Here is a 20,024-nt window from a genome sequence, read left to right as displayed (position 1 = left end):
CACAAAAAGCGTGCCCACCCTACGGTCAAAATTATCAAATAATTTTAGAATAAACGGATGGACATTAGCCATAAAAAGCCCTTAGCTATAAATAAAAGCCCTTAGCGATGATAGGGATGATTTTTAAGGATACTATAGGCGCGATAGAGTTGTTCACTGAGCAAGACTCGCACCAGAGGATGGGGTAGTGTCAGTGATGATAATGACCATTTAATATCGGCTCTGGCCACACAGGCTTCGCTAAGTCCTTCGGGACCACCAATCAATAATGCCACATCTTGTCCGCTGTGTAGCCAGGTATCCATTTGTTGTGAGAGTTTTTCTGTTGACCAAACTTTGCCCAGCACCTCTAAGGCAATCACCAGGCATCCCTTGGGAATAGCATCGAGTAACTTGTCGCCCTCGGCTTTCTTTATTCGTACCAGATCGGCATTTTTGCCTCTTTTTCCCGGTGCGATTTCGACTAATTTAAGATGACAATCACCATTGAGACGCTTGGCATATTCATTGTATCCCTTAGTGACCCAATCTGGCATTTTATTGCCCACAGCCAATAGGTAGATATTCATCTCTGTCTATACCCATGAGACTTGGAAATACACCTCAAGGGCACTTCTTTCAGGGCGTAGCCTGCATTTTCAAGTATCATGGGTATATCCTAACAAGTTAGTCGTTATTCGGGCCTTCAGAAAAACTCCCCGTGCCATCATCATAATCAGGATTGTCTACATCCCACATACGTTCGATGCCGTAATAATCTCTTACCTGAGGTAACATGACATGAACGACAACATCGCCCAAGTCCACCAGCACCCAATCGCCACTATTCATGCCTTCTACACCTAGGGGTGCAATGTCAGCATCTTTGGCTGCCAGAACAACACTATTGGCGATGGATTTAACCTGACGATCGGAACGCCCACTAGCAAAGACCAGTACGTCGGTCACACTACTTCGACCATGGACATCAACAACATTGACATCAAATGCTTTTAAATCTTCGACTGCATTGACTGCCAATGCTTTCAATTCATCTAAGTTCATTGAAATTCAGTTACCTTTTAAAGTTTGTATATTAAAGTTTGTATATTAAAGCTTCTAATTTAAGTATATAGATCGTAGTATTTTATCAGATTTATGACGGCTTCCGGCATTAAATAACGTATAGATTGCTTATTTTTTAGCCTATTACGAATATCTGTTGCTGAAATAGCTAATTGTGTCACCGGTTCCAGATGAATCGTACCAGATAAACACTGGCCAATGCTGTCATTAATATTGTTCTCATCAGCTTTATGCGCCTGATAAAACCGTTCGACTGTCGCTGAAAATATTAGTTTATCATGCCTATCTGCACACATTGAGGGTCGATGACTCACTATAATATGCGCATAATCCAAAATAGCTTGCCATTGATGCCATTGATCAATGCCCGCAAAAGCATCCATGCCCATTAATAAACACAAGGGACGCTCAGGATAATCCTGACGTAAACTTTTCAGGGTATCAATGGTATAGGAAGCACCACCCCGTTGAATTTCCCGTTCATCCAGGACAAATCGCGGTTCATCCTTAATCGCCTGAGCCACCATCTCAAGGCGTTGCTCAAGGGGGATTTGTGGTGAATCTTTATGGGGTGACTGAAAGGCAGGGATAAAACGTACCTGCGCCAAGTCCAATCTTTCACACAATTCCAAGTTCGGTCTCAAATGCCCATAGTGAATGGGATCAAAGCTACCGCCATAGATCCCAATAGGCCTTTGCTTGACTATTGGTCGATTATTGCCTGATATGACCATCACCCAAAACAATGTATTTCTGCGAAGTCAGACCTTCAAGTCCTACTGGGCCTCGAACATGGATCTTATCGGTGCTGATACCTATCTCAGCGCCCAAGCCATACTCAAAACCATCGGCAAAACGTGTTGAGGCATTGACCATCACTGAACTGGAATCGACTTCTGCCAGAAAGCGGCGAGCACGGCCAAAGTCTTCGGTAATAATCGCTTCCGTATGACCGGAACTGTGCTGAAAAATATGCTCCATCGCAGCATCAATGCCATCCACAACACGAATGGATAGGATAGCTGATAAGTATTCTGTATCCCAATCTTCTTCGGTGACAGGCACGGTTTTTAAATCGCTGATTGCAGCGGCACTGCGTTCGCAACAGCGTAATTCCACGCCCTTATCGATATATTTTTGAGCTAACTCAGGCAAAATATCAGCAACGATGGTACTATCAAGTAACAAAGTTTCCATGGCATTACAGACACCATAACGATGTGTTTTGGCATTATAAGCCACATTGATTGCCTTGCTTCTATCGGCCTTGCCATCAATATAAACATGACAGATACCATGTAGATGCTTGATCACTGGTACTTTAGCATTGCCACTAATGCGCTCAATCAAACCCTTGCCACCACGGGGGACAATGACATCCACATACTCAGGCATGGTAATGAGTTCACCCACTGCATCGCGATCAGTGGTTTCAACCACTTGTACCACATCGACAGGTAAGCCCGCTTGTTCCAGACCTTGTTTAATGCAAGCAGCAATCGCCTGATTAGAAAACATGGCTTCTGAACCACCACGCAAGATGGCCGCATTGCCCGATTTTAGGCAGAGCGCAGCGGCATCTGCGGTCACATTAGGACGGGATTCATAAATAATACCGATCACGCCCAAAGGCACTCGCATTTTGCCAATTTGCAAACCCGATGGCTTATAGGTCATGTCTGAAATTTCGCCCACCGGATCAGGTAATGCCGCAATTTGACGCAGGCCTTCTGCCATGCCCTGAACCCGCTCTTCATTCAGTGCCAAACGATCCAATAAGGCATCATCCAGACCTTTTTCTTTGCCCTTGGCTAAATCTTTAGCATTTTCTGCCAGTAAGGTGGTCATGGAAGATTCGAGCAAATCTGCAATGGCTAACAATGCTGCATTTTTGGTATTGCTATTGGCTTTCACCAATGCTCTAGAGGCCTGACGTGCCTGTTGACCCAATTGAGCCATGTATTGCTTAATGTCCATAGTCTGTAACCATATTAAAAACGATATAATAAAAAGTGTTGCTTATAAGTACGTTTTACCTGCAACCCGTCCCAAAATCAACTGCATTAAATCCCATGGGTCACCAGGTAAAGCACCTTTGGCCATTTTATCGGCCTGTAATAGTTGTTTCAGCAAGTTTTGCCACAATTGCGGTCGGGTATTTCTCAGTGCCTGAGCAATGAGTGATTTACGCTTAGGAAAAATATACACGCCTTGCATTGCTCGCTCGACATCGGAATGACCAGGGTTCATATTATTAGCGCCATTATTACCCCCAAGCACTGCCGACATTTTTGCCAATAGTCGCACTTCGCGAGTAAACAATGACATAATTAGAATTATCGATAGCCCCTCTCGTTGCAGACCGGTCAACATACGCGAAGCGCGGGTTAAATCACCGGAGAGGGTACAGTCAAATAAATCGAATAAATTATAACGAGCACTATCAAATACCGCTTCTGACACTTGCTCATAGTCCAGATTTATCATCTGTCTATTTTTTTCACCCGCTTCAGTGACACGGGCAGGATACAATAAACTGAGTTTCTCAATCTCCTGATCAGCCGCCAGCAAATTACCTTCAACGCGATCATTGATCAGCTGCACAGCATCACTTGCTAATAATAAGCCTTTACCTTGCAAGCGACGTTGTAGCCATTGATTCAATTGTTGGCCATCAATCGGCCAAACCTGAACCACACCCGCCACCGCATCAACGGCTTTAAACCACTTGCTTTTTTTGGTCGCAGATTCAATTTTCCCGGCAAAAATAAAGAGAATAATATCAGGTGGTAAATTATTACAATATTCAATAAAGGCCAGGCCTTTATCCGCTGGCTTGCCGGTAGGCAAGTGTAATTCTATGATTTTTTTGCTGGAAAAAAGAGACAGTTCATTGGCCGAAATCAATAAGGTATTCCAGTCAAAACTGGCATCTGCGGTATACACTTCCCGATCATCATAGCCATAATATTTGGCCGCCTTGCGCAACATATCCACTGCTTCTTTATGCTGTAGTGGTTCGTCACCACAAACAAGATAAACCGGCAGTTGCCTGTTTTTTAAATCATTGCGCAGTTGATCGGGTTTGATTTGCATGCTTTAAAATTATTGAGCAATGGCTTTCATACGACGCAACACTTGAATAATCGCAGGTCCCATCATCTCTTTACGGATCAATTTTTCTTCATTATCCTTGCCCAAGACATTATTAGGATCATTCTGGAAGTTTCGTACCACGCTAACGGTTTGTTGATCCGCTAATTGCACGCCTTTGCCATCCTGTACCACAAAGGATATATTTAATTGTAATTCGTATTCACGAATAGTATTGCCCGCCACATTGATCGCTCTTCGCTGTGTGCCACTGGATAATACGGTTACTACTGATGTTGCAGCTGCAGGCGAAGGCACAATAACGCTACCCACATTGGTTAATGCCTTACTCAAAGCTTCACCCACATCATCATTCCCTTGAGTCACAACATGTACATGCTTATATAGGGGGGGTAACACAATGTTGCCGCGTAACTGAAAACCACAGCCTGAGACTATGCTCAGGAGTAAAATCAAACTTAAAAGTTTAAAGTGGGCTCTAAAACGATGGTTATTTTGTGCATTCATATTTTTTGTTTGTTTCATCATGCTTCCTAGTTTGCAACGATATTGACCAGTTTACCTGGCACAACTATTACTTTTCGTATGGTTTTACCTTCCACATTGCGCATCGCACCTGCGGTCGCCAATGCCAATTTTTCAATGCTGGCTTTATCAGTATCTGCTGAGACTTCTAATTTATCTCTCAATTTACCATTGACCTGAACGATATATTGGATTGAATCTTCCACCAATGCGCTTTCATCAACAGTCGGCCAGCGTTCATTCACGATAGCGGTATCATGTCCCATCTGTTGCCATAATTGATGACAGATATGTGGCACAATAGGTGAGAGCATTAATAACACATGTTCCAAAACATTATGTTTCAAAGCTCGGCCCTGCTCAGACTTATCCAGATTAGCGGATATTTTATCCATCATATTGATCAGTTCACGTACCTTGGCAATAGCCGTATTAAAGGTATGGCGACGACCGATATCATCCTCTACAGCACTGATCGTCTGGTGTAATTTATGGCGTAACTTTTTACTGTCTTTGTCTAATTGAGCCACATCCAATGCTACAACCGCACCATTATCAAGATGATCAGTGACTGTTTTCCAAAGTCGTTTTAAAAATTTAAACTGCCCTTCAACACCACTATCTGACCACTCTAAAGACTGTTCCGGCGGTGCGGCATACATCATAAATAAGCGGGCAGTATCTGCACCATATTGCTCAATAATGCCTTGAGGATCAACAGTATTACCTTTTGACTTGGACATTTTTGCGCCGTCTTTAAGCACCATGCCCTGAGTCAATAAATTTTTAAATGGCTCATCACCATCGACCAAGCCTTCATCACGCATTAATTTATGAAAGAAGCGGGAATATAATAAGTGTAAAATCGCATGTTCAATGCCACCCACATATTGATCCACCGGCCCCCAGTATTTAGCTCGGTCATCCAGCATAGCGGTATCATTACCCGGCGAGCAATAACGCGCATAATACCAGGAAGATTCCATAAAGGTATCAAAGGTATCGGTTTCACGTTCCGCATCAGCGCCACATTTTGGGCACTGACATTGATAAAATTCCGGCATACTCTTGATAGGTGAACCATCACCGGTAATGACGACATCTAAGGGCAATTTAACCGGTAAGTCTGCTTCAGGTACGGGCAATGAACCACAATCAGGGCAATTAATAATGGGAATAGGTGTGCCCCAATAGCGCTGACGGGATACGCCCCAGTCACGCAAGCGGTATTGTACTCGGGTATTACCCTTGCCTATTTTTTCCAACTCAGCAGGAATTTTCACCATTGCTTCAAGGGAAGTCAGACCATCAAATTGACCTGAATTTAATAATACCCCCTTATCGGTAAAGGCCTGAGCTGATAAATCATATTCGATATTGTCGTCAACAGGCGCTATTACTTGCTTGATGGCTAAAGCATATTTTTTGGCAAATTCATAATCACGCTGATCATGTGCCGGTACGGACATAACTGCGCCTTCACCATAGCCCATTAAAACAAAATTGGCTGTATAAACGGGAATTTCTTCACCGCTGATAGGATGAATCACTTTTAGGCCAATATCCATGCCTTTCTTTTCCATGGTTTCCATGTCCGCCTCTGCGGTTGACATGACCTTGGCTTCGGCAATAAATGCCTGTAATTCGGCATTGTTCTCTGCCATTTGCAGACTCAGAGGATGTTCTGCTGCGACCGCCACATACGTTACCCCCATTAGGGTATCCGGGCGAGTCGTGAAAACTTTCATTATATTTTCTGAACCAGCATCTGAACCGACCACAGCAAATGAAATTTCAGCCCCTTCTGAGCGACCAATCCAGTTCTTTTGCATGGTACGTACTTGCTCAGGCCAGCCATCCAATTGGTCAAGCCCCTGCAAGAGTTCTTCAGCATAGTCAGTGATTTTCAAAAACCATTGAGGAATTTCTTTGCGTTCAACTAAGGCATCTGAACGCCAGCCACGGCCATTAATGACTTGCTCATTGGCTAAAACAGTTTGATCAACCGGATCCCAGTTGACGATGGCATTTTTTTTGTAGACCACACCTTTTTCGAACAGGCGGGTAAATAACCATTGTTCCCAGCGATAGTATTCGGGATCACAGGTTGCAATTTCACGTTCCCAGTCATAACCAAAGCCCAGGCGTTTAAGTTGCTCACGCATATAGGCAATGTTTTCTTTGGTCCATTTACCCGGTGCCACTTTATGCTTCATGGCAGCATTTTCAGCCGGTAAGCCAAAGGCATCCCAGCCCATAGGTTGTAATACGTTTTTGCCCTGCATACGCATAAAACGAGACAAGACATCACCGATAGAATAGTTGCGCACATGACCCATGTGTAATTGACCACTGGGATAAGGGAACATAGAGAGACAGTAGTATTTTTCTTTGCTCTCATCTTCGGTGACATTAAAACATCTGTTTTCTTCCCAATAGCGTTGTGCTGCTTGCTCTATCTGCTCTGGGTTATACGCCTGACTCATTGATTATGGTTCCTGGATCTCAGTTTAATTATGCCCATGAGTCTATTATCCTAAAAAAATCAGTTGAACCTACTGATTATTTTAGGATTATTAAGACTCTGAGCTTATTACAAAAATAGTTGTGAATTGTACCATTATTTTTAGTTCAAGTAAGTGCATTTTCAGCTATACTTATATTAGAAGAAAGTTATTATAAGAAACAATTTGCTCACTGCTGAGTGTATGAATATACCCGTGATACTTTACAACACACTCAGTGGTTTTAATATTATAAAATAGAGCCTAAAAGGATAAGCACATGAGCCCGGATAATAATCAAAAAAACAATTTTGATGATGTCACCGATAAGCTGGTCGATGGTTATAACACCATGTTGGATAAGCTGGCGGAATGGTCAGACAAGGCCGATGCTGAAGCAGGTCCGATGATCGTTAATGGCATTAAAGATACGGAAGAATTTTTAGTCGATCTCAAGCGTTGGACTAAAGAGGAAATTGACCTAATTTCACGCTATGTGCAACGTGATTTGCATGATGCCGCCAGTAAAATGGAAGTTAAAAATCAGAATTTTAAGGAATGGTTTGAATTTGACATGCAACGGGTAGAGGAAAATTTACTCGCTGTTTTTTCCAATATGGCAGATAAAACTCGCGAAGAACTCGAGCATTTAAAGGAAGCAGGAAATGAGTGGCATACCGGTGAAGTGACAAGTATCGGTACTTTAGTGTGTAAGAATTGTGGTAAGGAATTACATTTTCACAAGCCGGGACGAATTCCACCCTGCTCTGCTTGTAGTCATACGCAATTTAAACGTGTTGGAGATGAGTGAGCCATGGATGGCCTTGACATGCCCCCGCAAGGCTCACCCGACTCCCGAATCATCCGTTTTCAGCAGTACATTTTGAACGAAACTTAAGACTCAGCTTTAGCTGCATCCGCAGCAACGGCTTCTTCACAAACAGTCTTTAGTTGTCCATTTTGGAACATTTCTAGAATGATATCGCCACCACCGGTTAGTTCGTGGTTGATATAAATTTGTGGAAAAGTCGGCCAATCCGCATAACGGGGTAAGTTTTCAAAAATTTCCGGGTCGGTCAAAATATTCACATAAGAGAACTCAACACCCGTATTCATCAGGGCTTCTGCTGCGCGAGCTGAAAAACCACAAGAAGGCATTTTTGGAGTACCTTTCATAAAAATAACAATCGAATTACTTTTTACAGCATCATCAATGCGTTGCATAACGTCCATAGGTTTAACCTCAATTTTTTTGTTTATAATTTTTAGTTTATCTTTCTATTATTAGAAATATACAAAGTTGACTAATTTAATAAGTTATTTCTAATATAAGGATTAGGCTTTATTTTTTCAAGCCCTATTTGCACTCTCTATTAAATTAGCCAATATGGGTTTGTAACCACATTTCCAGCAAGGCCATGTGCCAGAGCTTACTGCCTTTGAGGCGAGTCATGTTTTCTTCTGCTTCAGGATTTTTTAATAAGCGCTGAATATAAGCTGGCTCAAAGACACCCCGTTCTTTACAGGCCTGAGAATTGAGTACATCCGACATCATATCAAGAAATTCACCCCGGACATATTTCAATGCCGGCATAGGAAAGTAACCCTTAGGGCGATCAATAACGGCATCAGGGATTCTGCCGCGAGAAATGGATTTAAGTACGTGCTTACCGCCATGCTGGCCAATTTTATAATGATTCGGCATTTGTGCAGCCAATTCAACCAATTCATGATCCAAAAATGGCACTCGCGCTTCCAAGCCCCAGGCCATGGTCATATTGTCCACCCGTTTAACAGGATCATCGACAATCAGGGTAGTGGTATCCATGCGTAAAACTTTATCCAAAAAATCATCGGCATAGGGTGCGGTGAGTAAATTATTCACCAATTCACTGGTATGATCCTTACCATGATAGCGCTGTGTCACTGCCTGTAAAAACTCATCATGATGGCGATCAAAATAATAGGGGGCAAAATGATCTAAATCACTGCCATCGGGATCTTTTCTCGCCGCCTCAGCCATTTGTGGATACCAGAAATAACCCGCAAATACTTCATCAGCACCCTGACCACTTTGTACCACTTTAACTTCTTGAGAGACTTTTTCTGACAACAAGTAAAAAGCCACCGCATCCTGTCCTACCATAGGCTCAGACATGTGCCTAATCGCTTCGGGCAAGCGGTCTAAGACGGCATGATTGGGGATCATGTACTTATGATGACGAGTGCCATAGCGTTCCACGACTTGATCGCTAAACTCAAATTCACTGCCCTGTTCATCACCAATATCATTAAAACCAATGGAAAAAGTGCGTAAATCCTGTACTCCGGCTTCGGCTAATAATGCCACTAACAAACTCGAATCCAAACCGCCAGACAGCAACACCCCGACCGGTACATCAGCAATAGAAATGCGTTTTTTTACTGCATTCATCAAGCTATCATGAATGGCTTCCGTCCAGTCTGCCTCACTCCACGATGCTTTTTGTGGATCGCGATTGGCCTTCAAATGCCAATAACGATGATAAGACATCCCGCCATTGGCATCTATCTTAATCGTCGTACCCGGGGCCAGTTTTTTTACCCCGTCAAAAATAGTGTCCGGCGCAGGAATCACCGCATGTAGAGTTAATTGATGGTGCAACCCCACGGGATTGATCCCGGTATTGATATGCCCAGCCGCCAATAGCGCCTGCATATTTGAGGCAAAAACAAAGCGGTTATCATCCAAACTATAGTAAAGTGGTTTTATACCCATGCGATCACGGGCAACAAATAGGCTGTAATCTCGTAGGTCAACAATGGCAAAGGCAAACATGCCATGCAGGTGTTCTACACACTGCTCGCCCCAATGAGCATAGGCTTTCAATATAACTTCTGAATCACCGTCAGAAAAGAATTGATAGCCCTTGCTGATCAGCTCTTTACGTAACTCAGGATAATTATAAATCGTGCCATTAAACACCAGCGCTAATTGTAGATCATTATCCACCATAGGCTGGTTAGAACGCTCAGACAGATCAATAATCGACAGCCTTCGATGTCCCAGCGCCATCGGCCCTTCATGAAACACACCGACATTATCCGGCCCACGACGCTCCAATTTCTGCAACATACTATCGAGTACATCTAAATTGGGTTTTGAACCGTCAAAATGATAATCACCACAGATGCCACACATAATTAAAACCTATTTTTTATCGTAACCGTTCAATATTTTTCCCGTACTAGGTTAAATAGCTTGTCTTTACAGGGGCGCTCGAGCACATCCATGTGACGCTTTATGAAAATATCCCTATTTTCAAAACCCTACAAAGACAAGCTATTCAACCCGATACTCTATTGATATTTTTAATCGGCTGAATAGTTATTTTTTTTCTATTGTTGAGCTACTACTCCGCGACGGGTTCTTCAACCTTTACCCGCACTTTAACCACCAAGAGCTTAGAAACCACTCGTGACACACCCCGGGTGCTTTTGGCTATCGAAATAGCACTCACCGCACTTTCATCCGAATTCACATTGCCCGTTAAAGTCACCACACCCGCATTGACTTCAATACCAATATCTTCACGGTTTATCATTTCCGCCTGAGACAGTTCATTGCCAATGGTGACACTGATCTTGGCATCTGCCTCCGATGCGGTACGTGTCGGTGCAAAAGCAGCTTTATCTTCATAAGCCTGACGCTCCTTAGCTTGTGCTTCTTTAGCTTCCAGCTTCGCTTCGACTTGCTTCTCTTCATTACTATCAACACCAGGAATCCAATCAGTGGTATCTCTTACTGTCGTACAGGCGGTCAATGTAACAATTGTCACTGCCATCAATGAATTTATAATAATTTTTTTCTTCATTATTGCCATGTTTTATTCCTAATTTAGTGATTGGGACTTATGTTACGTCTGTTTTTAAGTAAAATTAAAAACAATCAATTGATATTTATATTTTGAACCCCCATTGTACCTTAATTGCAGTACTGAAAAGAATGCAAATGCAATAATTTTTAATACCTGACTATTTTAGTGTGTTATTATAATGAAAAATAGTTTATACTGCGACAATCACTACACCCTAGTAGCAAAAACTTTGATACCTTTTGCACACAATCGACTATCGATAGGCAAAATGTGTATAACAAATAACTAACATGGAGTCATAAAATGACATTTGAATTACCAGCTCTACCTTTTGAAAAAGATGCACTTGCCCCTCATATTTCTGAAGAAACACTCGAATATCATTATGGTAAGCACCACAACACTTATGTTGTTAACCTAAACAACTTAGTCGCTGGTACTGATTTTGAAAACATGTCTCTAGAAGAAATCATCAAGAAATCAGATGCAGGCATTTTCAATAATGCTGCTCAAGTTTGGAACCACACTTTCTACTGGAACTGCCTAAGCCCAAATGGTGGTGGTGAAGCAACTGGCGCAATCGCTGATGCCATTAACTCTACTTTTGGCTCTTTTGACAAGTTCAAAGAAGAGTTCTCAGCAGCTTGTGTCACTAACTTCGGTTCTGGTTGGACTTGGTTAGTGAAAAACAGCGAAGGCGCAATTGAAATCGTTAAGACTTCAAATGCCGGTTGTCCTCTGACTGATGGTGTCACACCATTAATGACGTGTGACGTTTGGGAACATGCTTATTACATCGATTACCGTAATGCACGTCCTAACTATGTTGCAGCATTCTGGAATCTGGTTAACTGGGATTTTGTGAACAGCAACCTGTAATTCCTGATTGATATGCTATAGTTATATCAGTTTCTAACATTTTTACTGGTAAAACTATGGCATATTACAACCTTATTTTTCAAGGTAAAATTATCGACGGTGCTTCACTCGATGAAGTCAAAGATAATGTTGCTCGCTTATTCAAAGCTGATGCAGCGAAAACAGCCGCACTCTTCTCTGGCAAGCCCATTGTCATTAAAAAAAATCTCGATACTGAAGCAGCAAAGAAATACCTCACGGTATTAAAAAAAGCTGGAGCCATTGCTAAAGCCGTTAAGGTTAAAGCCGTTAAGCTTGATTCAGAAACCACCGCTCCTCAAAAAGAAACACTCAATAAATCGACTCCAGAAACAAGCCCTGCTATTACTTCAAATAACGAACAGAAAGGTTTAAGTCCGGGATTAGCTTCACTGATAGGCTACAATCAGCCTAAAACATTAGCTGAACAGGAAAAAAGTGATAATTTAAAACCAGTCACTGAATCAACACAGAATGAGCCTGCAAAGGATCAATCTATACCGGTCAAAGCTACACCGGACAAATCTACACCGAACATTAGTGGCTTACAACTCGCTCCTATTGGCAGTAATCATAATGAAGAAAATAGTGAAAAAAATAGTGAAAACCCGCCAATAAAAAGTATTCCTGACACCAGTCATCTGAGCATGTCCGAAGCCCAAAGTGGTTCTCTGGAAGAATTTGCCCCTGCAGTTGAAGCCGTGGAATTACCTGATATTGATGACTTATCAATGGGCGAAGCGAATACCGGTAGTTTAGAAGAATTGTAAGCGCTTAACGAACAGCGTTCTTTACCTTTTCCAATTCTGATTTTTTAAAATTCCAGGGAAGCAATGCTTCCAGCTTTTCAACCGTATCCGCATAAGGTAATTGGGTTAATACATAGACCATATACGTATATGGCTCAATATCATTGGCCTTAGCGGTTTCAATAAAACTATAATGAACTGCACTGGCATGTGCACCCTTTGGCGTATCTGAAAATAACCAGGCCTTTCTACCCACGCAGAATGGACGGATAGCATTTTCTGCCAGCACATTACTGATATTCAACCGACCATCTTCACAATAAACAGTCAGCTTAGGCCATTGATTATTAATATAGGTGAGTGCTTTTCCTGTCAAGCTGTCGTTCGGCACTTTGCCCAGGGTGTTATCGACCCATGTTCTTATTTTCTCAAGAAGCGGCAGGCTCTGTTTCTGACGAACCTTAAATTTTTCATTAACACTGGCTTCTTTTATCTCACGCTCAATTAAATACAGCTTATTGATATGGGCCAGTGCCACATCGGCTTTTGTAGGCTTTTGATTGCTCTTTTTCTTTGGTTGTGCCGTCTGAGAATCTTTGAATTTACGGCGAGTGTGATCCCAGCAGCCGACCGATGTGGCATTATTTTGTGCACACACGGCATTGTAACCGGCATAGCCATCGGTTTGCAGATAGCCGCTAAAGCCATCAAGCAGGCGCAGTGGTACTTCCTTCTTACGAGAAGGATCGTATTCAAACAGCACACTGGGTTGTCCAGGTGGCCCGCCACGACTGACCCACATGTATTTGTTCGAATGAGCACTGAGTCCCGGCTCTTTTAATACTTTGAGCACCGTTTCATCCATTTGGATGATGTCACCCGACAGTTGATGTTCTCGCATGAGGTTGATGAGCGGCTGGAACTGATGAGCCAGTTTAATAGCCCAATTGGCCATGGTGGCTCGGGTTATATCGCCGCCATAGCGTGATAATATGCCTTCCATTCGATACAGAGGCAAACCATCGGCATATTTTGAGATAATGATGTGTGCCATCAGGTGAATACTGCCCATTGATTTAGGTAATGGATGTTTTGGCATGACCGCAGCTTTCATTGAACGACTGTCTGTGTCATTGGTGCCTGCAAAGACGGCTTTTCCTGGAAGTATTCCAGTATTTGGACTTTAGCTGGAATGATATCCAGCTCTTCTCTGACTTTAGTGTAAAAACCTCAATGGCACCGGCTTTTTCTTCATCTGTCAGATCGATGAAGACAGGGACTCTTGGAATAGTCTTTGAGAAAGGCTTCCTGCCTGTTTTTCTTTCTTCTTAGGCGAAGTGGTTTTAGGTTCAGGGAGCCCCTCATCGTCAGCCGCCTGCTCAGCTTCATCAAATAAGCGTTCCTGACCATCACTTTTTCACTGCTGGGTGCAAAGCGTTTACTACGAGCCAGACGAAGGGCTTCTTCCAGTATTTTTATACGGTGGTTTTTCTGTTCAATGACACTCAACAATTCATTCTTGTCCGCGTGTGAAAAAGCGGAAAATATAGAGTCGTTTTTGTGGATTCAGCCTTGTTTTGCATGGCTTTATTATAACAAAAAATAGACTAAAAGTACTTAAAATACAGACTCATAATGCAATTTCTTATGCGGTTTCATGACACTGATATCATAGCCGTCTAATAGCCAGTTGATTTGTTGTCCGGTGATATTCATCAGGTCATCTTCACCCTTTGGCCATTGAACTTTTCTTCTGAGAGACTTTTGTAATAGAGTACAAAACCGGTATTATCCCAGAAGAGGCATTTAATTTTATTACGCTGACGATTGGTAAAGGCATACAGATGGCCTGCAAAGGATTATGACCTAATTCACATTCAACAATGGCACTGAGGCCAATAAAACTTTTACGAAAATCAACAGGCTTCAGATAGAGATACACCTGTGGCAGGCTGAGTGATGGAAGTATGGCTGACTTCATTGGAACAATCCTGCTAATTGTTTTACCAGCTGTACATTATCGGCAGTCACCCCTTCAATGCGTAGCTGATTGGGTAATTCTACAATTAATGCTGAGGTGCGGGCTGAATAGTGTGTCGGGGAAGATAGTTGAATAAAACCATTCCCCTTTGTCATCGCACTGGTTTGCGTTGTTGCACCCAGCAACTTACGCTTGTAATAGCCAAAACGTTTGATGGGTAGCCCATGTTCCTGACAATAGGATGCCTGGCTGATACTGTTTTCATTCCATTGATTAACGTGGTCTTGCCAAAATTGTTTTGAGTTGGCTTGGGTTTCTGGTTTCATTGATGTGCCTCATAATTAATCGATGGATTGATTATGAGGCAGGGGAGATATTTTTTGAATAACGCTAGATGGTTAAGCGCTTACGAAGAATTCAGCAAACTCGTCACAGCGGTTGAATTGCCTGATATTAGTACACTGGATATCCACGCTCTGGATGATGCCCCCTTATCTGAACTTTCAGCGACTATCGAGGCCATTGAAATTCCCGATATTTCTGACTTGTCCATGTCTGAGGCACAAGAAGGTAGCCTTAAGGGTTTGGGAATTAAAGTCGATGCAGTTGCAATTCCTGATACCAGCCACTTAGAAATTGAAAAAACACCCGAAAAGGGACAAGCTAATGAAAAACCTCAGGGTAAAGCGACTTTTCAGATAAATTAAATGGCCAAAGTAAGCCAAATCTGACAGGAAAAATTTCGTATTCTTACACTATTTTAGTAAAATTAAGCTGTACTAAATATATATAATAGATTATGAATAGTTTAGGTTAAAAATATCCTATTAGCTAAAAGGAAAGGGAATATAGTCGTGGCACTTTTAAGAGTACAATTGGAAGATAATCGATACACTGATTTCGATTTAGAAAATGCTCGCACATCCATTGGACGACGTGACGATAATGACATTATTATCAGTAATGCCTCGGTTTCTAATCATCATGCTCATCTTAACTTTGAAAAGAATTATTTTCTTACCGACTTACGAAGCTCAAATGGCACTTACATTAATGGTAAAAAAATATTTCATGTAAAACTAACCGATGGTGATGTCATTAATTTTGCTGGTGTAAATGCGACTTTTTATTCATAGCATTCATTAAGTTTCATTTCCATCCAAAAGCCCATTCCTCTCCAGCACTTTATGGATTTTTTTGCTGGTTTTAGCAATACGCTGTATATCTCCAAAATCCGGCGTTTCATCTGCCTTTAAGCGATATTCCCAATTTTCTAATTCACTATCTAGGTATTCCAATAATTTTTGTGAACAACCATTACATTTCCCTGAACATAAATTAGCCTCTGGCAAATCAAACGGCATCGCCGTTCTCACCTGCTGAATCAAGTGTTTCATAGCCTGTTTTCTATCCGGCTTCATCGCTATAACTTACTCAAAATAAGGCTCAATCAGTGCTTTGAATATTTCTGGTTGCTCAGCATGTAGCCAATGACCTGCGGACTTTATCATCGAAAACGATGCTTTGGGGAAAAGGGCTCTGGTCAGTTGCCGATTGCTTTTATTGATGTAGTCTGACTGCCCACCACCGACGAATAACACTCGACGGAGGAAAGGCTGTAGCCCTTGTGTATCAGGAAAAGCGGTAATGTTAGCAATTGAATGTTGAATACTTTGCAGGTTCAAACGCCAGCGATATTGCCCGCCTTTAAACTGTAGGTTTTGTAATAAGAACTGTCTTAAATCAACCTGACTGATCGCTTGAGATAAATACTCATCCGCTTCCTGACGAGATTGAATTGTTGTCAGCGGTACGGCATTAAAGGCCGCCAAAACATCGGAAAAATCATGTTGATAAGTCACCGGCGCAATATCAACCACCACTAATTTTTGCACCAACTCAGGATGATTTAAGGCCAGCCACATAGCAACCTTGCCCCCCATACTATGGCCAATAATATTAACCGGTGCAGTTATTTCTTGCCGGGTTATTTTATTTTCAATAAATGCCAGTACATCATCCGCCATTGAAGGATAATCCATTATATCCGAATGAGGTGATTTACCATGATTGCGCAAATCCAGCGTATAAACGGTGTGATGCTCTGAGAGGGAACGAGCAATGGGGTGCCAATTGCGATTGCTGCCAAATAAACCATGTAAAATAATTATGGGAGCTGTTGCTGGCAAAGCTATGTCATTATCCGAGCGCGGATATTTACTCGCATGTAAGTTCATGGTTAGCGGTCTATCTTTTGTAACTAAGCGTTAAACTAAGCATTGTAACTAGAGATTTATAACAAGGGAACAACTCAAACCTGCTTTACATTTCAGACGTAGGATGTGGTGAGAAACGAACCGCATCAATGTCTTTAAACAGATGTTCTTGATGCGGTTCGTTGCACTCACCACATCCTACAAAATTGCAACTAAGCGCCAGTCAGCCCTTATGCTACAGCCAAAAATTCGGATTTTCTCTGCGTATAAGTCGCTATCACATCATCTAGCTGGCTCGCATCGTATTCACGTAAACCACTGAGCAATAAGTTTTTGGCACCATGACCAATTTCTTCACCCGCGGATAAAATAGCAAACTCCAGGCGTACTTCACCTTTTTTGCCTTTGTTGGTCAACGAAGCTTCTTTTAAGGATAATTCTATTTGCTTGCCGGATAATTTGTCTAAGGTGATTTCCATGCTCTTGTAAATAACCAAAGGCCGTGATGGATTAATCATCACCTTTTCCTGTTCCATTAGAGGCACTAATATATGAGGAAATGTTTTGCTGGAAAACTGCACGTATTTCTCTGATAGCATCGAGATAAATTCAGCCTCTTTAGAATTATCACCTGAGACTTCAATGTCCATATAGTTTTTTTCATTGGCATCAGACAAGCTCATGTGACTGGATAACTGAGCTGGAAAAATTAATTGAGTACTATCGACAACCATACCGGAAAATTCGAACTTCATGCGCTGACTCACACCATAGTGTGCTAAAAAAACAGAGAATAATAAGTCACCCGGCACACAGAAACGACGATGGTCTTCATCATGGATGGGATTGAAATCGCCTGCTATGCCTTTTGCAAATGAACTGGCCTGCTCACGAGTAAAGCTAACAATCTGCCCTTGGGCATCAATATTGTAATAATTTTCGATATTCATTGTGTTTGTGGTTACCGCCATAAATATAATTGTGACTGATGAAAGTTTTATCGTCATCTTCCCTGATATATCCAAGTATCATAGATATACTGCTAAAAGGAGGCATTAAACCGCTCATTTTAACATTAAAATGCTTGATTCTGATAGCGAGTACATCACTGTGTTGGCATTATTTATACTTTTTACGTTTAAATAAATCAGTACGACGACTCACCAGACGATCCAAAAACAATAGGCCGTCCAGGTGATCGAGCTCATGCTGTACCGCTCGTGCTTCGTAGCCTTCACATGCAAAATCCAACATTTGACCTTGTGCATTATATGCTTGCAGGGTAATTTTTTCTGCACGAATTACATTACCGGTATAATCAGGCACAGACATACAGCCTTCACGACCGACCTTCATACCATCCCAGGTTTTTATTTCCGGGTTAATTAAAACCATACAACCATTGTGTTTAATCTTAGGCTTAGATGACACATCAACAATGGCAATGCGTTTGAAATAGCCTACTTGAGCAGCCGCAATGCCCACACCACCCGGTCCGGCACGCATGGTTTCTTCTAAGTCACCAAGAAAGGTGGTGAGTTCGTCATCAAAAGACTCTACCATTTCTGATACTTGTTTAAGTCGCTCATCCGGGTATTTTAAAATATCCAATATTGCCATATTTATTCCCGATTTAAACGATCATGACATCAATAGCAGTGACATCAATATGCACACCCTGCATTTTTATTGCTTCCATCGCCTGTTCTAAAGCATCTGTTCCGTTGGCAGTAACACCTTCGATATGCATCACATAGATTGGTTCAGCTTCATCACCGGCAACATCTGAATCCAAATCCATGATATTGAAACCGGCGTCTAACAAGTGACTCGTCACCTTGGACACAATTCCCGCTCGATCAGCACCATAAACCGTTACGCAGGTATCTGGGATGGCATGTTGGTGCAGACTGGCTTCTATATCCTGAAAATAACAACTCAATTGCATGGCCTTAGCGACTGATTCAATGTCGTCATTTAGCTGAACGATAGATTGCTCAGTTTTAACCATTAACATAATGGTAAAATTGCCCCCCAAGCGCATCATTGAAGCCTCTCCTAATTGAGCCCCGGCTTCAAATAAGGCGGTGGTTATTTTTGCCACAATACCGGGCTTATCCTGACCCACTAGTGTCAGCATTTTCCATTCACTCATTTTTTATCCTCTATTTGGACAGCTCAAACAAACCAATTTATATTTGCATTTGTAGGATGTGGTGAGGTACGAACCGCATCAGCTTAAAGCCATTGATGCGGTTCGTACCTCACCACATCCTACATCTAAAGCAGGTTTGGGCTATCCTCTCTATTGTTCAGTTCCGAAGACTCTTTAGACCATTGAAACTTATCATGAATTCATCCAGATCATGCTAGCCATACGCCCCGTTTGTCCATCGCGTCGATAAGAATAAAACAATTCATCATCTTCATAGGTACAATAAGTACCACCAGAACAATTTTCAACGCCAATCGAAGCGAGTCTTAGTCGTGCGAGTTGGTAAATATCCGCCAGCCATTTATGTTGATTCTGTGAGGCTATAAAACAGGCCGAAACGTCACTTTGCTCAGTAGGAGCGACCTGTTGAAGAAAAATTTGTTTGACCTCATCACCCACTTCAAACGCCGCAGCTCCAATTGCTGGGCCTAACCATACTCGAATATCGTTTGCCTGACATTGACTTGTGGCAATAATTTCTTTTACGCCTTGTTCAATGATGCCGCTAGCTAAGCCTCGCCAACCGGCATGAACTGCGGCCACAGCACTACCCTGCCGATTAGTGATTAAAACCGGCAAACAATCGGCTGTCATTACCACTGATACAACTTTACTTTGGCTGGTATAACTGCCATCTGCATTAATAAGAGTATCTGTAGACTGAGCTTCCACGACAACATTGCTGTGCACCTGATTGAGCCAGATGGGTGCAGATGGAAGATTTTCATTGAGTTTTTGCCGATTTTCCTGCACGTCAGCATTGTCATCACCGACATGCTCAGCTAGATTAAAGCTATCAAAAGGCGTTTGGCTACAACCACCCTGTCGGGTTGTCACCAGTGTTTTTATATTGTTGGGCACATCCCAGGCAACAAGGATTTGGGGTATTTTATCGGCCATG

General features: G+C 42.2%; 26 protein-coding genes. 5 read left to right on the top strand and 21 right to left on the bottom strand.

Translation table 11 applies throughout. From position 1 onward, the window contains the following. Window positions 1-101: 101 nt before the first annotated feature. The 7 genes from rlmH to leuS all read right to left on the bottom strand — a co-directional run bounded on the left by rlmH (window position 102) and on the right by leuS (window position 7,190). Window positions 102-569 carry a 23S rRNA (pseudouridine(1915)-N(3))-methyltransferase RlmH gene (gene rlmH, locus JEU79_RS11040; protein ID WP_198264167.1) on the bottom strand — a complete coding sequence of 156 codons (468 nt, stop codon included), beginning with the start codon at window positions 567-569 and terminating at the stop codon, window positions 102-104. Between the two features lie 97 nt (window positions 570-666). Continuing rightward, a complete protein-coding gene (gene rsfS / locus JEU79_RS11035) occupies window positions 667-1,044 on the bottom strand; it encodes a ribosome silencing factor (RefSeq protein WP_198264166.1) in 378 nt (125 codons plus the stop codon). Window positions 1,045-1,103: 59 nt separating this feature from the next. After that, a complete protein-coding gene (gene nadD, locus JEU79_RS11030) occupies window positions 1,104-1,799 on the bottom strand; it encodes a nicotinate-nucleotide adenylyltransferase (protein ID WP_246540567.1) in 696 nt (231 codons plus the stop codon). Further along, complete coding sequence (locus tag JEU79_RS11025; protein WP_198264164.1) at window positions 1,780-3,042, bottom strand: glutamate-5-semialdehyde dehydrogenase; 1,263 nt, start codon at window positions 3,040-3,042, stop codon at window positions 1,780-1,782. The genes nadD and JEU79_RS11025 overlap by 20 nt, the downstream gene beginning before the upstream one ends. 42 nt (window positions 3,043-3,084) lie before the next feature. Then, window positions 3,085-4,161: a DNA polymerase III subunit delta gene (holA, locus tag JEU79_RS11020; RefSeq protein WP_198264163.1), complete on the bottom strand. Its 1,077-nt coding sequence runs from the start codon at window positions 4,159-4,161 to the stop codon at window positions 3,085-3,087. 9 nt (window positions 4,162-4,170) lie between these two features. After that, window positions 4,171-4,704 (bottom strand): LPS-assembly lipoprotein LptE, encoded by a 534-nt coding sequence (locus JEU79_RS11015; RefSeq protein WP_198264162.1) that lies wholly within the window; start codon window positions 4,702-4,704, stop codon window positions 4,171-4,173. Between the two features lie 8 nt (window positions 4,705-4,712). Next, a complete protein-coding gene (gene leuS, locus JEU79_RS11010; RefSeq protein ID WP_198264161.1) occupies window positions 4,713-7,190 on the bottom strand; it encodes a leucine--tRNA ligase in 2,478 nt (825 codons plus the stop codon). Between the two features lie 298 nt (window positions 7,191-7,488). On the opposite strand from leuS, the gene JEU79_RS11005 reads away from it, so the two are divergent. Next, complete coding sequence (locus tag JEU79_RS11005; RefSeq protein WP_198264160.1) at window positions 7,489-8,019, top strand: zinc ribbon-containing protein; 531 nt, start codon at window positions 7,489-7,491, stop codon at window positions 8,017-8,019. 83 nt (window positions 8,020-8,102) lie between these two features. On the opposite strand, the gene grxD is transcribed toward JEU79_RS11005, so the two are convergent. The 3 genes from grxD to JEU79_RS10990 all read right to left on the bottom strand — a co-directional run bounded on the left by grxD (window position 8,103) and on the right by JEU79_RS10990 (window position 11,071). Continuing rightward, the gene (grxD, locus tag JEU79_RS11000) at window positions 8,103-8,441 is read right to left on the bottom strand and encodes a Grx4 family monothiol glutaredoxin (RefSeq protein WP_198264159.1); all 339 of its coding nucleotides are present in this window, start codon (window positions 8,439-8,441) and stop codon (window positions 8,103-8,105) included. Window positions 8,442-8,586: 145 nt separating this feature from the next. Next, entirely contained in the window at window positions 8,587-10,389 is a 1,803-nt protein-coding gene (locus tag JEU79_RS10995; protein ID WP_198264158.1) for an N-acetylglutaminylglutamine amidotransferase, read from the bottom strand. Between the two features lie 211 nt (window positions 10,390-10,600). Next, window positions 10,601-11,071 carry a BON domain-containing protein gene (locus JEU79_RS10990; RefSeq protein ID WP_198264157.1) on the bottom strand — a complete coding sequence of 157 codons (471 nt, stop codon included), beginning with the start codon at window positions 11,069-11,071 and terminating at the stop codon, window positions 10,601-10,603. 297 nt (window positions 11,072-11,368) lie between these two features. Between JEU79_RS10990 and JEU79_RS10985 the strand changes: the two genes are divergently transcribed. Further along, the gene (locus JEU79_RS10985; protein ID WP_198264156.1) at window positions 11,369-11,944 is read left to right on the top strand and encodes a superoxide dismutase; all 576 of its coding nucleotides are present in this window, start codon (window positions 11,369-11,371) and stop codon (window positions 11,942-11,944) included. Between the two features lie 56 nt (window positions 11,945-12,000). Next, window positions 12,001-12,732, top strand: coding sequence for a hypothetical protein (locus JEU79_RS10980; protein ID WP_198264155.1), 732 nt, complete (start codon window positions 12,001-12,003; stop codon window positions 12,730-12,732). Between the two features lie 4 nt (window positions 12,733-12,736). Here the strand turns inward: JEU79_RS10980 and tnpC are convergent, their stop codons facing one another. The 5 genes from tnpC to tnpA form a co-directional block, all read right to left on the bottom strand. Further along, window positions 12,737-13,810: an IS66 family transposase gene (gene tnpC, locus JEU79_RS10975; RefSeq protein WP_246540178.1), complete on the bottom strand. Its 1,074-nt coding sequence runs from the start codon at window positions 13,808-13,810 to the stop codon at window positions 12,737-12,739. A 152-nt stretch (window positions 13,811-13,962) separates the two neighbouring features. Continuing rightward, window positions 13,963-14,223 (bottom strand): hypothetical protein, encoded by a 261-nt coding sequence (locus tag JEU79_RS26345; RefSeq protein WP_246540176.1) that lies wholly within the window; start codon window positions 14,221-14,223, stop codon window positions 13,963-13,965. Between the two features lie 105 nt (window positions 14,224-14,328). Next, a complete protein-coding gene (locus tag JEU79_RS10970; protein ID WP_198262440.1) occupies window positions 14,329-14,427 on the bottom strand; it encodes an IS66 family insertion sequence element accessory protein TnpB in 99 nt (32 codons plus the stop codon). Then, entirely contained in the window at window positions 14,427-14,522 is a 96-nt protein-coding gene (gene tnpB, locus JEU79_RS28550) for an IS66 family insertion sequence element accessory protein TnpB (RefSeq protein ID WP_425511173.1), read from the bottom strand. Before tnpB ends, JEU79_RS10970 begins: the two co-directional genes overlap by 1 nt. A 166-nt stretch (window positions 14,523-14,688) precedes the next feature. Further along, window positions 14,689-15,018 carry an IS66 family insertion sequence element accessory protein TnpA gene (gene tnpA, locus JEU79_RS10960; protein WP_198262442.1) on the bottom strand — a complete coding sequence of 110 codons (330 nt, stop codon included), beginning with the start codon at window positions 15,016-15,018 and terminating at the stop codon, window positions 14,689-14,691. Window positions 15,019-15,072: 54 nt separating this feature from the next. On the opposite strand from tnpA, the gene JEU79_RS10955 reads away from it, so the two are divergent. Both JEU79_RS10955 and JEU79_RS10950 read left to right on the top strand, forming a co-directional pair. Next, window positions 15,073-15,399, top strand: coding sequence for a hypothetical protein (locus JEU79_RS10955; protein ID WP_198264154.1), 327 nt, complete (start codon window positions 15,073-15,075; stop codon window positions 15,397-15,399). 147 nt (window positions 15,400-15,546) lie between these two features. Continuing rightward, window positions 15,547-15,828: an FHA domain-containing protein gene (locus JEU79_RS10950; protein ID WP_198264153.1), complete on the top strand. Its 282-nt coding sequence runs from the start codon at window positions 15,547-15,549 to the stop codon at window positions 15,826-15,828. Between the two features lie 6 nt (window positions 15,829-15,834). Here the strand turns inward: JEU79_RS10950 and JEU79_RS10945 are convergent, their stop codons facing one another. The 6 genes from JEU79_RS10945 to pgeF form a co-directional block, all read right to left on the bottom strand. Then, window positions 15,835-16,113: a hypothetical protein gene (locus JEU79_RS10945; protein ID WP_198264152.1), complete on the bottom strand. Its 279-nt coding sequence runs from the start codon at window positions 16,111-16,113 to the stop codon at window positions 15,835-15,837. Between the two features lie 9 nt (window positions 16,114-16,122). Next, window positions 16,123-16,881 (bottom strand): alpha/beta fold hydrolase, encoded by a 759-nt coding sequence (locus JEU79_RS10940; RefSeq protein WP_246540171.1) that lies wholly within the window; start codon window positions 16,879-16,881, stop codon window positions 16,123-16,125. A 257-nt stretch (window positions 16,882-17,138) separates the two neighbouring features. Then, window positions 17,139-17,858, bottom strand: coding sequence for a DUF3581 family protein (locus tag JEU79_RS10935; RefSeq protein ID WP_198264150.1), 720 nt, complete (start codon window positions 17,856-17,858; stop codon window positions 17,139-17,141). A gap of 169 nt (window positions 17,859-18,027) precedes the next feature. Next, window positions 18,028-18,528, bottom strand: coding sequence for a peptide deformylase (gene def / locus JEU79_RS10930; RefSeq protein ID WP_198264149.1), 501 nt, complete (start codon window positions 18,526-18,528; stop codon window positions 18,028-18,030). 13 nt (window positions 18,529-18,541) lie between these two features. After that, a complete protein-coding gene (locus JEU79_RS10925) occupies window positions 18,542-19,063 on the bottom strand; it encodes a glycine cleavage system transcriptional repressor (RefSeq protein WP_198264148.1) in 522 nt (173 codons plus the stop codon). A gap of 192 nt (window positions 19,064-19,255) precedes the next feature. Then, the gene (pgeF, locus tag JEU79_RS10920) at window positions 19,256-20,023 is read right to left on the bottom strand and encodes a peptidoglycan editing factor PgeF (RefSeq protein WP_198264147.1); all 768 of its coding nucleotides are present in this window, start codon (window positions 20,021-20,023) and stop codon (window positions 19,256-19,258) included. Window position 20,024: the final 1 nt, after the last annotated feature.

The sequence above is a fragment of the sulfur-oxidizing endosymbiont of Gigantopelta aegis genome (assembly GCF_016097415.1).
Lineage (GTDB): Bacteria > Pseudomonadota > Gammaproteobacteria > GRL18 > GRL18 > GRL18.
The sequence above is the reverse complement of the archived record's forward strand: the minus strand, read 5'-3'. Positions and strand labels throughout refer to the sequence as shown.

Coding starts and splice junctions, on each gene's coding strand:
- rlmH (WP_198264167.1), bottom strand. CDS start 569: ATGAATATCTACCTATTGGCTGTGGGCAATAAAATGCCAGATTGGGTC.
- rsfS (WP_198264166.1), bottom strand. CDS start 1,044: ATGAACTTAGATGAATTGAAAGCATTGGCAGTCAATGCAGTCGAAGAT.
- nadD (WP_246540567.1), bottom strand. CDS start 1,799: ATGGTCATATCAGGCAATAATCGACCAATAGTCAAGCAAAGGCCTATT.
- JEU79_RS11025 (WP_198264164.1), bottom strand. CDS start 3,042: ATGGACATTAAGCAATACATGGCTCAATTGGGTCAACAGGCACGTCAG.
- holA (WP_198264163.1), bottom strand. CDS start 4,161: ATGCAAATCAAACCCGATCAACTGCGCAATGATTTAAAAAACAGGCAA.
- JEU79_RS11015 (WP_198264162.1), bottom strand. CDS start 4,704: ATGAAACAAACAAAAAATATGAATGCACAAAATAACCATCGTTTTAGA.
- leuS (WP_198264161.1), bottom strand. CDS start 7,190: ATGAGTCAGGCGTATAACCCAGAGCAGATAGAGCAAGCAGCACAACGC.
- JEU79_RS11005 (WP_198264160.1), top strand. CDS start 7,489: ATGAGCCCGGATAATAATCAAAAAAACAATTTTGATGATGTCACCGAT.
- grxD (WP_198264159.1), bottom strand. CDS start 8,441: ATGGACGTTATGCAACGCATTGATGATGCTGTAAAAAGTAATTCGATT.
- JEU79_RS10995 (WP_198264158.1), bottom strand. CDS start 10,389: ATGTGTGGCATCTGTGGTGATTATCATTTTGACGGTTCAAAACCCAAT.
- JEU79_RS10990 (WP_198264157.1), bottom strand. CDS start 11,071: ATGGCAATAATGAAGAAAAAAATTATTATAAATTCATTGATGGCAGTG.
- JEU79_RS10985 (WP_198264156.1), top strand. CDS start 11,369: ATGACATTTGAATTACCAGCTCTACCTTTTGAAAAAGATGCACTTGCC.
- JEU79_RS10980 (WP_198264155.1), top strand. CDS start 12,001: ATGGCATATTACAACCTTATTTTTCAAGGTAAAATTATCGACGGTGCT.
- tnpC (WP_246540178.1), bottom strand. CDS start 13,810: ATGCCAAAACATCCATTACCTAAATCAATGGGCAGTATTCACCTGATG.
- JEU79_RS10970 (WP_198262440.1), bottom strand. CDS start 14,427: ATGAATATCACCGGACAACAAATCAACTGGCTATTAGACGGCTATGAT.
- tnpA (WP_198262442.1), bottom strand. CDS start 15,018: ATGAAACCAGAAACCCAAGCCAACTCAAAACAATTTTGGCAAGACCAC.
- JEU79_RS10945 (WP_198264152.1), bottom strand. CDS start 16,113: ATGAAGCCGGATAGAAAACAGGCTATGAAACACTTGATTCAGCAGGTG.
- JEU79_RS10935 (WP_198264150.1), bottom strand. CDS start 17,858: ATGAATATCGAAAATTATTACAATATTGATGCCCAAGGGCAGATTGTT.
- def (WP_198264149.1), bottom strand. CDS start 18,528: ATGGCAATATTGGATATTTTAAAATACCCGGATGAGCGACTTAAACAA.
- JEU79_RS10925 (WP_198264148.1), bottom strand. CDS start 19,063: ATGAGTGAATGGAAAATGCTGACACTAGTGGGTCAGGATAAGCCCGGT.
- pgeF (WP_198264147.1), bottom strand. CDS start 20,023: ATGGCCGATAAAATACCCCAAATCCTTGTTGCCTGGGATGTGCCCAAC.